Annotated in this window: 5 protein-coding genes; all 5 read left to right on the top strand. The window is 60.1% G+C overall.

Annotation, left to right across the window (positions count from 1 at the left end; translation table 11 throughout):
* Positions 1-413 precede the first annotated feature (413 nt).
* Positions 414-3146, top strand: coding sequence for a hypothetical protein (locus EFA46_RS15625; RefSeq protein WP_123078969.1), 2733 nt, complete (start codon positions 414-416; stop codon positions 3144-3146).
* Positions 3147-3148: 2 nt separating this feature from the next.
* Positions 3149-6961, top strand: a complete 3813-nt coding sequence (locus tag EFA46_RS15620) for a helicase-related protein (RefSeq protein ID WP_123078967.1) — start codon at positions 3149-3151, stop codon at positions 6959-6961.
* Positions 6962-6973: 12 nt separating this feature from the next.
* Positions 6974-8929, top strand: coding sequence for a hypothetical protein (locus EFA46_RS15615; RefSeq protein ID WP_255494163.1), 1956 nt, complete (start codon positions 6974-6976; stop codon positions 8927-8929).
* A gap of 23 nt (positions 8930-8952) precedes the next feature.
* Positions 8953-9882 carry a phospholipase D-like domain-containing protein gene (locus EFA46_RS16330; protein WP_123078963.1) on the top strand — a complete coding sequence of 310 codons (930 nt, stop codon included), beginning with the start codon at positions 8953-8955 and terminating at the stop codon, positions 9880-9882.
* A gap of 158 nt (positions 9883-10040) precedes the next feature.
* A complete protein-coding gene (locus EFA46_RS15605) occupies positions 10041-14180 on the top strand; it encodes a TaqI-like C-terminal specificity domain-containing protein (protein ID WP_123078961.1) in 4140 nt (1379 codons plus the stop codon).
* Positions 14181-14190: the final 10 nt, after the last annotated feature.

Raw genomic sequence — 14190 nt, 5'->3', positions numbered from 1 at the left:
ATCTTGGTGTGGTTCTAGTTTCCTCTACCAGTAGCAACCAGACTCACATACTGTGCTCTAGCTGTGGTTGATCGATGACCGACAACCAGCTATTGTAGGACTGCGTGGGCCGATTCAATGCCTGCAATGACCCCTGCTGTACGCATGCGAACTTCGGTTGGGTTGGAAGAGTCCAACCACTGTGGCTGCACGCATGTGCGCGCGAGATGCGCGTGGGAGCGCGCTTGCGCAGCGCACCCGCGAGCGCGATAGTCGAAACAACGCTACCCAGACTCCGGCCGAATTTTTATGAGGCCGGAGTCTGTAGGTGTCGCTATGGCCCACAGCCCCACAGGCCAACACAGCGCCACAGAATCGCCTCAGAGCCATCCCCTCGGCAGTTTCGACTCCGGGTCCATGGAGCGTGGAAGTGCATGAGCGAGCCTGCACGACTTTCAGGATCCCTCTCCAAGACGTACGCTGAACGGCTCCTCACTGCCGACACACCCAGCGAAGTCTCCATGATCATCACCCAACTGGAGGAGGCCCTCTCAGATCAAACAGGGGAACCGGACATCGAGTGGGTGCCCCTCGGGCACGATGAGAACAACTACTCCGACGTCTACACGCAGGCGAGCTCACCGATGGCGGCGTTCTCGGAACTGCCGCTAAACGCGGAAGACTCGCTCACGCTCCGGTTCTACGAGGGGGCTCTCGCCGTCGGCAACGAGCCGATCGCCTCATCAATGAAGGAGGCTACACGGTCGGACTGGGTTGACCTCGACGACGCCGAGCTCGAGATCATCGCCGATGGTCTCGCGCCACAGAAGGGGAACCATCTCAACCTTACCGTTCGTGACAACGGCAAGGGGAAGGCTCGTACCGAGTTCGAGGACTTCGTCGGGCTGCATGCCCCCGGGCTCAAAAAGCAGGAGTACGACTTCCTGCAAGGCCAGTACGGGATGGGGAGCACGGCCGTGATGCAGTTCACCGGGAAAATCGAGGAGGAGTACAACGAGCGGGCGTTCAAGTTCATCGCCAGCGCTTCCGTTCACGAAACGGGTGAGTGGTCGTGGACGCTGATCCATGACAAGCCCCACAAGAGTCAGGTGGAGTACCTGACCGTAAACGGCGAGTTCCCCGTCTTCGACGGGACGTTCGGTGGTGCACTCACGGAGAAGTTCCGCGAGTCTTACCCCGAGAAGTACGACTTCAAGAAGAACACAACGACGCCCGACCCTCAGAGTCACGGTGCCTTCGTCAAGGTGTACGACTACCAAACGAACGCTTCACGAACGATGATCAGCGGTGACGAGGGGTTCCGCCACAAGTTCGAGCGCTCTGTCGTCGACTCGCCGTACCCTATCCAGCTCACCGACCTCCGGTACAACTCGAAGTTCCCCCAGAGTTCTACACGGGGTTTCCTGCAGGAACTAGAGAACGGACACGAGCACCTCCTCGAGGGGAAAGAACACCTCTCGGTCGACACCGGGTCGGAAACGCTGGGTGAGCGGGACATCACCGTCTTGCTGTTCAAAGACGACGACGAGCTTGAAGACGACACCGAGAAGAGCAAGTTCGTCTCGGGAACGTCGACGCACAAGGACGCCCACGGGCGTACCGGAGTGCAGAAGGACCACGCCGTGATGCTCACCATCAACGGCCAGACCCACGCGAGCAAGGGGGAGTACTTCCTGAAGTCGCTAGGCTACTCGAAAGTCGCCTCCGACACCGTCGTCATCGTCAAGTTCGACGATCTCGCGAACCTCGGGATGGTCAACATGTTCAGTCCGTCCCGGGACACGCTGAAGGACTCTCCGCAAGCCAACAAGTTCCTCAGCGCCCTCGAAAACGCTCTGGAGGGGAGCGACCTGCTCACGGACGAGGAGGAGCGCCGACGGGCCCAGCGCGGGAACGCCGACCCGGCGACGGACACGGAGACGTTCGCCGAGTTTATCGAGCGAAACCCGGAGGTCGGTAACTTCATGGCCACGGGTGAGCGGATTCGGGCGCCGCGCATCCGCCCCAGTGACGAGGGAAAGACGACCGCACCTGAATCCGCGACCGACGGTCTCAACGACCACACCGACACGGGGACCGGCGATGCGGGCAAGGGTGACGGACCGCACGCGCCGACGATCCCGACGTATCTCACGCCGATCAAGCAGTACGACCCCGGGAGCGCCGAACACGTGCTCTGGGTGGACGACAGGTCCATGCCGGTCGAGATTCCGGTAAATGCACCGGCGACCATCCGGTTCGAGACGGATGCGCAGAGCGACTACCTCACGCGCGACGTCCTCTCTGGATCGCTGGAGGTCTCTCACCCTGAGCAGCTGCACGCAGTAGAACTCCAAGACGGACTGCTCACGCTGACTGTCACTCCAGCTGACGACGCCGATCCTGGAGAGACGTTCCCCCTGTTGGTTACGCTTACTCGTCCGGACCCGCAGGACTGTCCCGTTATCGACCAGCCGACAGACGCCTACCCGAAGCAATCTGAAGCCGACACGTTTACTGATGGAGGCGTGGACATCGACACCAGTCCCCTAACGGCAAGCTGTTCCATCGAGTACAGCGATGAGGTGCCGAGGTCACGAGATTCGCCGTCCGTAGACGACAAGGAGGGCGAAGAGGGAACCGGTTCCGCGGAGGACGGCGATGCAGGCGCTGACGATCGTGATGGCGCTGCAGGTGACGATGGTGCGACCGACGACTGGGGCTTCGAGATGCCCGACATCGCGTACGTCCACGAAGAGAACTGGCGTACGGACGACGACGGGGACCCAATCGACCCCGAGGAGTTCAACGTGAGCGACGGGGCGAACTTCGACGAGCACACGCTAATCCACATCGATCCGAGTCAAGACGGCACCATCAGCGGTCTCTCGCTCACCATCAACATGGACGCCGCTGCGCTCCGGTCGTTCATCGTTCACCGCGACGTCAAGGACAACTGGAAGGGGTTCGTCGAGCAGCACTACGAACTCGCGATGGTGTTCTACACCATCACCATGTACCGAGACTACGTCGAGGAGTACGGCACCAGCGTCGAGGGCACGGACCTTATCACAGCAGACGTTGTAGCTCGGAGCATCAACGCTCTCGCCCCCACCCTCATGCCGACGATCATTCCGGACGATCAGATCAACCGGATCACCGAGTAAGCATGTCCACAGGAAACGCATCCGGGACGGAACCCCCGGCCGACGACGAACGTATCGCCCGACACCTCCGTGAGACGGTACTGAAACAGGCTCGTGGTGACGTCGACGATCGCGTCCAACGTGACTTCCCCAGCGAGCGGTTCTTCGCAGGCGCACTGGCGCCAGAAAGCGAGGACCAACTCGACGACCCTGATGACGACCTGCAGTCGAAGATGCAGCCGACCGGTCTCGGTGCAACCGTCCGCGTCCGAGACGGTGCCGAGAGTGACGCGCTGATCCTCACGATCAACGCGAGCGTGTGGGTGCGCGTCAATCCCACGTACAAGGAGATGGTGAACCGGGACTCCTTCGTCGCGCTGGGTGACCGCGACGAAGACGACGATGGTGACACCCTGCTCCCAGTCTTCGAGCGGATTGAACTCGATGTCCCTCCCATCAAGATTCCGGCGTCTGCGCTCCAGTCGCCGAGCCGGAACACCCCGGATCTCGTCTCGGAGCGGGCTCAAGAGGCGTTTCAGTCGGCCTTCGCGGACGCCCATGAGTACGCTCGGGAGAACTACGACCTCTACGCTGAGACGGATGACGACACCGTTCCCACGGCCGCCTTGAAAGACGAAGAGAGCTTCCGCGGGTACCTCGCGGAACGGACCGCGGAGGGCGATCAGGTCCTCCCGGACTGGCACGCGACGCTAACGGTCGAGGTGATGGCCGACGAGGAGAACGGCGACGACAGCATGATCGTCGACCTCGAGGTTGCGAACGAGGCGATTCAGTCGCGTGACGACGCCATCTACACCATCCGGGATCCGACTCTATTCGAGGTCGGACTCGAGATGAAGACGACGGGTGACCTCGAATTCGTCCCCTTCACGTTCGACCCGCTCCCCGAGGACTTCCGCTACAACCGCGACCTCTGGGGACATGGACGCAACTGCACCGTCACTGCCCCTGAGCGTGACGACCAGCAGGTGAACGAGGAGGGCATCCCGCCTGGCCGGCGCGCACCCGACGCAGCGCCGACAGCCGATCAGCTGGAAACACAGTTCATCCCGGAGTACCGCCAACTCGTCTACGAGTCCGCGGACCGGAACGTCGATGCGACCTTCGAGGCGCTTTCAGACTTGGAAGGCGGCGGGCTCGACACACTCGACGATATCGCCACCAAGATGCGTCAGTACCTTCGCGAGGAGTACGACGACGCGCTTGCACAGTACCGCGAGCGCGACGACTGGGACAACGATCCGGACACAGGCGACCTCGCGGACTTCAATGACGACCGCAATGCGTTCGAGCGCGAAATCAAGCGCTTCGAGCGTGGAATCGAGTGCCTTCGACAGCATCCCGAAACAATCGGCCGCGCGTTCGAGTTGATGAACGAGGCGATGGATCGGATGCACGAGTTCCCCGGTTGGCGTCTCTTCCAGTTGGTGTTCATCGTCATGGAGGTCCCCGACGTCGCAAGCCGTGAGTTTGAGGAGTGGGCAGACGTGAGCTGGCGCGACGGGTCGACCGAGGACCGCGCAGAGAACGCCGAGTCTCCGCTCGATGTTGTCGACGTGCTCTGGTTCCCGACGGGTGGTGGCAAGACCGAGGCCTTCCTCGGTGTCGCCGTCTGGAGCATGTTCTTCGACCGGCTCCGCGGGAAGGACTTCGGCGTCACCGCCTGGACGAAGTTCCCGCTCCGGCTCCTTTCGCTCCAGCAGTTCCAACGGATGACGGAGACGGTGATGTACGCCGACCTCGTCCGTCGCGAACAGTCCGACATCGGCTCGCACCCCTCCCGTCCGTTCTCGATGGGCTATCTTGTCGGGAAGGCGAACACGCCGAACGCCCTCACGGGGTACGACAACAACAACCACCAGAAGTATCAGGGCCCTTCTGGAGAGAGCCTCCGCCGTGAGGCGAAGGTTGTCCCGAGTTGTCCGGCCTGCGGCGCCGACATCGAGGTCCAAGTGACCGAGGATGACCACCGGCTGACCCACTGCTGTACAGGCAGCAGCTTCGACTGTGAGTGGCAGTCGCGGTCGCTCGGCTCCAGCGAGACGTACGCCGAGGAGGAGCTCCCGGTTCACGTGGTCGACAACGAGCTCTACCGGTATGCACCGACGATTCTCGCGGGGACGATCGACAAAATTACCGCCATCGGATATCAGCGGAAGTTCGCCCACCTCATCACGGGCGAGATGACGCTCGAGTGCCCAATCCACGGGTTCGCGAGCCTCGATGAGTGTACGGAGAAGTACGGCTGTCCAATCGACCAAGACGATTTCTCGGACATGGCTCGCCCGGTTGAGCCGTACGACCCTGCGCCGTCGCTGATGGTCCCCGACGAGCTCCACCTACTCGAAGAGAGCATGGGGAGCTTCGACGGCCACTACGAGACCGGTGTAGCCCAACTGCAGGAGCTCGTCGACGCGGGGAAAACGAAAGTCATCGCGCCGACGGCGACGATCACTGGGTTCGAAGACCAAGTCCACAACTTGTTCATGCGTCCGGCTGAGCGTTTCCCCTCTCCGGGGCCGTACCTGCGGGAGAACTTCTACGCACAGGAGCGCGCGGAGACCCAGCGGTACTACATCGGGCTGGTCCCCCACGGAAAAACCCACATCAACTCCATCATCGATCTCCTGTTCTACTACCATCGGGAGATACAGAACCTGTTCCGCGAGTCTCTGAACCAGCCGGATCAGGTGCTGACGGGTGCTGCGCTCGAAGGAACGGACACGACGGCGCCGCTCGAAGCAGACTCGATCGACGAGGTACTGGAGGTGCTCAGCTACTACAGCACCAGCATCACCTATCTGCTGTCGAAGAAAGACGGTGACCGGCTCGACCAGTCCATCGTCTCCCAGCTTGACGCCTATCTCCAAGAAGACGGCAGACCGCCGCTGGCCTCCGAGCGGATGACTGGTGGGACTGGGTTCGAGACCATCATGGAGGTCCTCGATATCGTCGAGAACCCATGGGATGAGAAGGCGGACGAGAAGATTCTCAATCGGCTAATCGACCGCGGCGTGCTGGAGGAGAACGTGACCGACGACGTCCTCTCCCTTCGGAACACGCTTGAGGCGAGTTTGGACGAGGACAACGACGTCGTCGACAGTGACCAGTTCGACGTCGAGCGTGCCCGTGCAGGTGAGGGCACGCGTGAGGCGCTTGCCTGGCTGCTGGCAAGCCGACTCAACACCATCACCGCGACGAACATGATTGCCCACGGAGTCGACGTCGATCGGTTCAACATGATGACGTTCTTCGGGATGCCGCGCGGCACGGCTGAATACATTCAGGCCAGCTCCCGAGCGGGTCGCTCCCGTCCCGGTCTCGTGTTCAACGTCGCTCACCCCATTCGCGAGCGGGACCTGAGTCACTACCACTTCTTCGAGAAGTACCACGCCTTCCTTGACCGGCTGGTCGAGCCCGTGCCGATCAACCGCTGGGCGAAAAACAGCGTCAAACAGACTCATCCGGGTCTATTCATGGGGCTGCTTCTCAACCACTACATGTACCGCGAGGGGAGCGGCAACCTCTACTTCGGCGACAACGCCGAAGAGTTTGCTGATTCCGTCGATGAAGGTGCACTGCGAGAGCAGATGCTGGGAATGTTCGGTGACTCAAGTGACCACGAGGAGTTCCGCGGAGATATCGAGGACCTCACCCGAGAGGCTCTCTCACAACTCCGCCTCGACGACGACCAGTGGACGAGTGGTCGCATCAAGCGGTCACCGATGCGCAGCCTCCGCGACGTCGACGAGCAACTCCCGATCCGCTCCGAGTACCGCTATCGAGAGATCTTCGAGACGCTGGACAACCGGTGACCAACAATGAGTATGCAACGTAGCCGCCACCAAATCCTGTATCAGTTCCTCCCTGGGAACACGTTCGACTACAGCGATAAACGCGGCATCTGGCAGGTGAACCGCCTAGAGACCAACGACGCCAGCGGGCAGGTCGACCGGGAGTACATCGTCGATCGAGTGTTCGCTCGGGCGAAAAACTGGGACGGCAAAGAGCAGGGGTTCACCTCGAGCAACCCGTCACACTACGACTTCGCCGCCCCCGAAGAGGTCCGTGCCCGTCCCTTCCCGACGACCTTCTACTGCACGAGTTGCCAGAAGGCCCACGGGTACTACTCTGCAGACGACCTCAACGGGAAGAACCAATCACTGAAGTGCCAGCGCTCTGGCTGCAACGGAGACCTGAAGCAGTATCAGTTCGTCAGTGTCCACAGCTGTGGGGAGATCAGGCGACTGTATCCACAGAAATGCCCCGAACACGGTGATCAGCACATTGTTCTGGACACCCAAGACAGCCAGCGCGCACAGAACTTCAAGTGGCGCTGTAACATCTGCGGGTGGAACACGCGAGTGAGTTACTACCAGAACTGTGGCTGTGACTACGTCCCTCCGGCCCACGAAGATGACCCGGATGAGGACAAGATGTACACCACCGTTCACCGTGCGGGCTCGACGTACTACCCACACTACCTGACGACGGTGAATCTTCACACCTCCGGAATCGGGCATCTCCGTGGGAGTGAGGACGGCGCACGCAAGGCACTCGCGAAGCACCTCGGCCTCACCGACTCCCCCCTGCAGGCCGTCGATATGAACGAGGGGATCGAGGGCGCCGAAATCGACGACGACCGCAAGATCGAGGTCTACCAGACGGAACCTGATGTCGAGTCCCTAGCCGGGGCTGAAGAGTGGCTCCGCGAGCACGGCGAGATCGACAGCCAGACCGTCGGTGAAGCCCTCCGAGACTTGATCGACCTAGACGCAGGCGAGGACGCCGAGGAGATGACCGACGCCGGCGACGAGCTCCTCCAGTACGTCCTCAGCCTCGAAGAGCTCACGGCACACAACATCGACGAACTGGAAGCGGCCGCTCGCCAAGAGGATTTCCCCCAGAAAGCAGACAAGATCGGGACGTACTTCGACGATCTCGAGCGGCTCGGGTTCCGTGACGTTCGCGTCATTGAGGACTTCCCGGTACAAACCTTCGTCTATGGGTACACTCGCGGTGGCCGTGAGGAGGACGAAGCTCGACTCAACGCCTTCTCCCAGAACGCAAGCAGTGACGACGGGACGCCGATCTTCGTCGACACCTCTGAGACGGAGGCGACGCAGTTCGACCTCGACTCGGCGAGAGTACTGCTCTGGCTCGCGGTCAACATTCCCAAGACAAGCGACGAGAATGCGGTCCGCGGGAACATCACGCTGCCCGCGATTCCGGATCATCCGACCGACGACGATATCGAGCGGGCCCGGGCCGCTATCGAGGAACTTTCCGAAGCCGAGCAGTGGGCGTTCCTACTGAACCACCTCGATCCGGTCGATCAGTACGGCCGCTTCGACCTCTCTACAGCAGACACGGTGGAGGGACAGGTGACCAAGTACGTGTTCGAGATGCTGCACACGCTCTCGCACATACTTCTGAAGCAGGCGAGCACCATCAGCGGGTTCGACCGAACCAACCTAAGTGAGTTCCTCTTCCCGCGTGCGCTGTCGCTGGTCGTCTACACCAACAACCGCGAGGAGTTCAACATCGGTGGGATGACCACCATGGTCGAACAGCAACTGGACGACCTCCTCGGTCAGGCGAAAGCCCATGGGAACGAGTGCATGATGGATCCAGTCTGCTCACAGCGTGACGGGGCTTGTCTGTCCTGCCTGCATGTGAGCGAGATTAGCTGTTCGTACTTCAACCAAGTCCTTTGTCGGGACTATCTCTTCGGAAGCCGTCCGAACACAGACCGATCCATCGAGGGCTTCTGGCGCCTGTAACACCTCTTCCCACCTTTCACACGATGACAAAACACCGATCGACCGCTGACCGGCTGCTCGCAATTTCCGATCTCCTTGACCAAGACGAAGAACTCCTTGATGAACTGGAAGGGCTCCTTCTAGTCTGCGCTGGCCGCTCTGAGCGACTCTCGCCTGCTGCCGTCGCACGGGATACGCCACTGAGTCGGGAAGCTGCAACGGACCTGTTTCGGCAACTCAGTGAGTGTGGTGTCGTACATCGGGAGGGTTACGAGACGGAACTCGTTGAGGCGCGCTTCCGAGTTGAAGGCACGCGAACGCGAGAAATATTCGACCAAACGCGGGAGGCGATCCAGATTGTCGACGCCCACCGTGAGCGTGTTCCAACTACGGACGTGACTCCGCTGGTCACGTTCCCAGACGATCCTGCGTTTGGTACCACGACTGCGGCCTCCTACGGGATGGACGGCCTGCTCTCAACACTTGCGAGCCAAGCCAAGCGCTGTGAACGCGAGATTATCCTCCTCTCTCCGTTTTTCGAGGGCGGAGGACTCGGCCGGCTTGCCGATGTCCTGCTCGACGCGCTTGAACGTGGGGTCGAGGTAACCATCGTGACGCGATACCTGTCGGATCCGGACTCACACAACTACGGGGTAATCACATCCTTTAGCGAGCGGGCGGCTGAGCGGGGAGTTTCCTCCCACCTCTCCCTCGTCGACTACACTGTCTGGGACGAGGATACCCCCCCACAGAAGCGAACACAGGGCGGTGAAAACCCGCGATTCACCCTCCATGCGAAGGTGATGCTGTTCGACTCGCGGGCGGCCTACGTTGGGAGTGCCAACGTCACCGATTATGGCTTCGACCGGTACCTCGAACTGGGCGTCCTGCTTGAGGGGGCGAAAGTGAGCTCTTTCCGCGAGCTTTGTCTGTTCTTACTTGAATCGGATGGCGCCGTTCCGGTCTCTGTCTGACCGGTATCGCGTTCGCTCGCGTTTCCTGTTGTTCTCTAGTTTGGGTTGGTCGAGAATCCACAGACGACGGCCTATTTTTCGACCCGTGGGAAAGTATTAATTGTGTGGGAGGTAGCGGATAGGGTATAGCTGCCGTTCCCCATCGACCCTAAACATCAATGACGGATCCAACTACCTATCGGACAAATCGCGACCTGTTCTCGAACCACTACCTCTCGGACCATCTCCGGAAGACGGAGCCTTGGGAGTCGGTCGACGCGGATGAGGTCCAAGAGGCCTACGACGACATCGAAGAACTCTGGGAGGAGAAACGCGATCGGGTCTCAGACTACAACGAGGCCCAGCTCGAGCGGAACTTCATCCGTCCCGTCTTCGATATCCTCGGGGTCCCCTTCGAGATCGAGGAGACCGTCCAGCGCGGCGCGCGCCGTCCGGACTACGGATTCTTCGAGACCGAGGCCGCTGCGGACGGAGCGTTCGATCGCGGGGACTTCTACGAGGAAGCGATCGCCGTCGCCGACGCGAAACGCTGGGGCCGCAAACTCGACACCCGAGGCGAGGAGAAACGCGACTACGAGAACCCGTCCTACCAGATCCACGACTACCTCGAGAAGACCCCCGTCCAGTGGGCTGTCCTCACGAACGGCGCCCAGTGGCGCCTCTACTACGGGCCGACCAGCCACCGCCTCGACTCCTACTACGAGATCGACCTGCCCGAACTCTTGGCCGACGTCGCGTCCGGCGAGGCCGGCATGCAAGAGTTCAAGGAGTTCTACTGTTTCTTCCGCCGCGAAGCCTTCGTCCCCGATTCGTCGGGTGACTGCTTCCTCGACGATGTCTACGACGAGTCCAGCGTCTTCGCCGAGGCGCTCGGCGAGGACCTCCAAGACAACATCTACGAGGCGATCCGCGTGCTCGCCGAGGGATTCCTCGAGTCGAACGACGACCTCGATGCCGAGGACCTCGATCTCGTGCACGACTCCTCGCTCATCTATCTCTACCGGCTCATCTTCGTGCTCTACGCCGAAAGTGAGGGCCGCGACCTCCTCCCGACAGAGAACGACATCTACGCGGACAGCTACAGCCTGAACGATCTGAAGCGCAGGGTCGTGTCGAACCGAAACGCGACCGGCCAGCAGTACCAGTCGTGGCAGACGAACCTCTGGGGCACGCTCGATGAGCTCTTCGAACTCATCGACCAGGGGAGCAAGGGAATGGGTATCGACCCGAAGCATCTCTACATCCCCGCGTACAACGGCGGGCTGTTCCGGACGAACCCGGAGCCGGACGACAGCGCGGAAGCGCGCTTCCTCTCACAGCACGAGGTCGGTGACACGTACCTCGCGGAGGTCATCGCCCTCCTGACCGAGCGGGAGGCCGACGAGGGCGAAGGGACGGTCTTCGTGGACTACTCCTCGCTCGACGAACGCCACCTCGGGTCGATCTACGAGGGCCTCCTCGAGTACGAGCTCGCCGTCGCCCCCGAAGACCTCACGCTCTCTGAGGGCGAGTACGTCGCCGCCGAGGCGGGTGACGGCGTCGCGGTCCCGGAGGGTGACGTCTACCTGCGGACAGACGCGGGCGAACGCAAGGCGACTGGCTCGTACTACACGCCCGAGTACGTCGTCGAGTACATCGTCGACGAAACGCTCGGCCCGCTCGTCGACGATATCCGTGAAGACCTGCTCGCACAGGACCCCTTCGGCAAGGAGGGTGGTAGCCAGTTCGCGGAGGACTTCGCCGAGCGCGTCTTCGACCTGAAGGTCCTCGATCCCGCGATGGGGAGCGGGCATTTCCTCGTGAACGCCGTCGACTACCTCGCCCGCGAGATCATCGACGCCCAAGAGCGCCAAGACCAGCAGGCCGTCGAGGCCGGCGAGGAGGAGCGTATCAGCGACCCCGTCACCGAGGAGGGCGAACTCCGCGACATCAACTGGGCGCGCCGAAAGGTCGCCCAACAGTGTCTCTACGGCGTCGACCTCAACCCGCTCGCGACCGAACTCGCGAAAGTCTCCCTCTGGCTGCGCACCCTCGCCGCCGAGCAGCCGCTCGCGTTCCTCGACCACCACCTCAAAACCGGGAACTCCCTCGTCGGCAGCGACATCGAGGACGTCCTCGGGGAGTCCGAGAACAGTGATAGTGGGCAGCTCACCCTCCAGCAGTCCTTCGACCACACGCGCCAGCAGGCCCTCGAGCACGTCATGGAGCGCTTCACCGACCTCCTCAGCATCGACAACGAGACCCTCGCCGACATCAAGGAGATGGAGGAAGTCTACGAGGACGTTCGCGAGGACCCGCTGTATCAGCACCTCCTCGCGATGGCGAACGTCCACACTGCGTCCGAGTTCGGCCTCGACGTCCCCGAGAACGCCGAAGAGCAGATGGCCGAAGCCTTGCGCGACGACTCGTGGGACGACGTCGCGGGCGAGGACTGGTTCCGGAGCGCGCAGGCCATGGCCGACGAGGAGGCGTTCTTCCACTGGGAGCTCGAGTTCCCCGTCGCGTTCTACGGTGAAGATGGGGAGCGGCTAGAGGATGCCGGATTCGACGCCGTCATCGGGAATCCGCCGTACGTCGAAACTAGCGGCATTCTAGACGAATATCTCCGTTCAAGTTACCAAGTAACGGAGTATTTTGTTGATTATTTTCATGCATTTATCGAGCAAGGAGTGAAGAAGTTGCGCGTTGGCGGAGAGTTCGGGTATATAGTGCCAGCCCCCTGGCTTACGATTGAGAACAAAACAAAGCTTAGAGAATTCACTCTCGAAAATACTAGAGTAGAAGAGATCGCTACATTTTCGGCATTAGTTTTCCCTGATGCAACGGTTGATACGGTTATTCTACACCTTAAAAAGGATACAGACCCCGAAGAAATTCTAGTGTCAGAACTAGATAATTCCACACCAACAATAGAAAAACGAGAGGTTAAGAAACTCTCTCAGAAGACAATATTGGAGACGGACTCAAAGAGGATTGATACCACAACTACGAGGGAAGAAACGAATATATTGGAGCGGATAAAATCCGTTTCAATTGATCTAAAAGAAATAGCAGAACTCAGTATCGGAGTTCAAGCCTATAATAGTTCAAAACACACCAAAGAACAGATTGACAATCGCGTATTTCACGCCACAGAGAAGGTGGACACGGACTATCTGCCGCAAATTTCAGGGAAGGACGTTAGTAGGTACGAAGTGAGCTTTGATGGAAACACATGGATAAAATATGGGACACATCTTCATGATTATCGAGATAAACGCTTTCTAACGGGACCGAGAATATTAGTCCGGCAGATCCCATCTGAGGGGCGATACAGAATTCAAGCTGCATTTACGGATCAAACCTTCTGTAACTATAATACGGTCCTAAATATATTGGTTGAAGACGAACGATATCCTGAAAAGTATATTCTTGCCCTTTTGAATTCCAGTTTGGTATCGTGGGTCTTCCCTCGTATCTCAAATAGTGTTGTGACAGATTCTTTTCCCAAGTTGTCGGTTGTTGACCTAGAAAAAATCCCAATTCGAGAACTATCTGAAGACGCTAAGTCAATCAACAATTCTCCCGAATTGTTGGACCGAATACGATCTTGGAAAGGCTGGAACAGTTCAGACGAACCCGCTCAACCTACCATACCCAATGATCCATCGTACGCTGAGTTACTCCCGGAGTTGTCGGGAACGCTCAGTAACTGGGTCGATAGCCGCCACGCCCTCAACCTCAATCTCCTCGACTACCTCGGCAACTACACGGAGGGTCCGAACCTCCCCAACGTCGGTCTCTTCCAGCCAACGTCGTCGAACATCCTCGACGCCACCACTGAGGACTACGACAAGCTCCAAGTGGAGAACGTCCGTACGAAGCGCGACGGCCACAGCGTCACGATCGAGGCGACGGCGCGCTACAAACCGGAGGACGAGGACGAGTTCGAGACGGACACCTGGGGGTACACGGAGACGGATTACGTCGAGGCGTTCACGCTCGCCGACCTCGCTGACGAGGAAGCCGCGCTCGTCGAGGCGTTCGTCCCCGTCGCCGTCGACGAGGAGATCGGCGGGTTCCGCGATAACGCCACGAAGACGAACTCCCTCATCGACCGCCTGAAGGCCATCACGCTCCCCGACATCGACGACGTCGCCGCGGACCTCGAACGCTACATCGAGACGAAAGAGCGCGCGGACGAACTCGACGCGAAGATCGAGAAGACCGACCGGCTCATCGACGAAATCGTCTACGACCTCTACGACCTCGATGAGGAGGAGATCGCGATCGTCGAGGAAGCCGTGGGTGACGAATGATCCGCTGTCC

Source organism: Halarchaeum sp. CBA1220 (genome assembly GCF_003721175.2).
GTDB classification, from domain to species: Archaea; Halobacteriota; Halobacteria; order Halobacteriales; family Halobacteriaceae; genus Halarchaeum; species Halarchaeum grantii.
Note: the sequence above shows the minus strand (reverse complement) of the source record. Positions and strands in the feature narration are given on the sequence as shown.

What these genes read in the sequence shown, in the direction of transcription:
- EFA46_RS15605 (WP_123078961.1), top strand. Translation starts at nt 10,041, where the DNA reads ATGACGGATCCAACTACCTATCGGACAAATCGCGACCTGTTCTCGAAC.
- EFA46_RS15625 (WP_123078969.1), top strand. Translation starts at nt 414, where the DNA reads ATGAGCGAGCCTGCACGACTTTCAGGATCCCTCTCCAAGACGTACGCT.
- EFA46_RS15620 (WP_123078967.1), top strand. Translation starts at nt 3,149, where the DNA reads ATGTCCACAGGAAACGCATCCGGGACGGAACCCCCGGCCGACGACGAA.
- EFA46_RS15615 (WP_255494163.1), top strand. Translation starts at nt 6,974, where the DNA reads ATGCAACGTAGCCGCCACCAAATCCTGTATCAGTTCCTCCCTGGGAAC.
- EFA46_RS16330 (WP_123078963.1), top strand. Translation starts at nt 8,953, where the DNA reads ATGACAAAACACCGATCGACCGCTGACCGGCTGCTCGCAATTTCCGAT.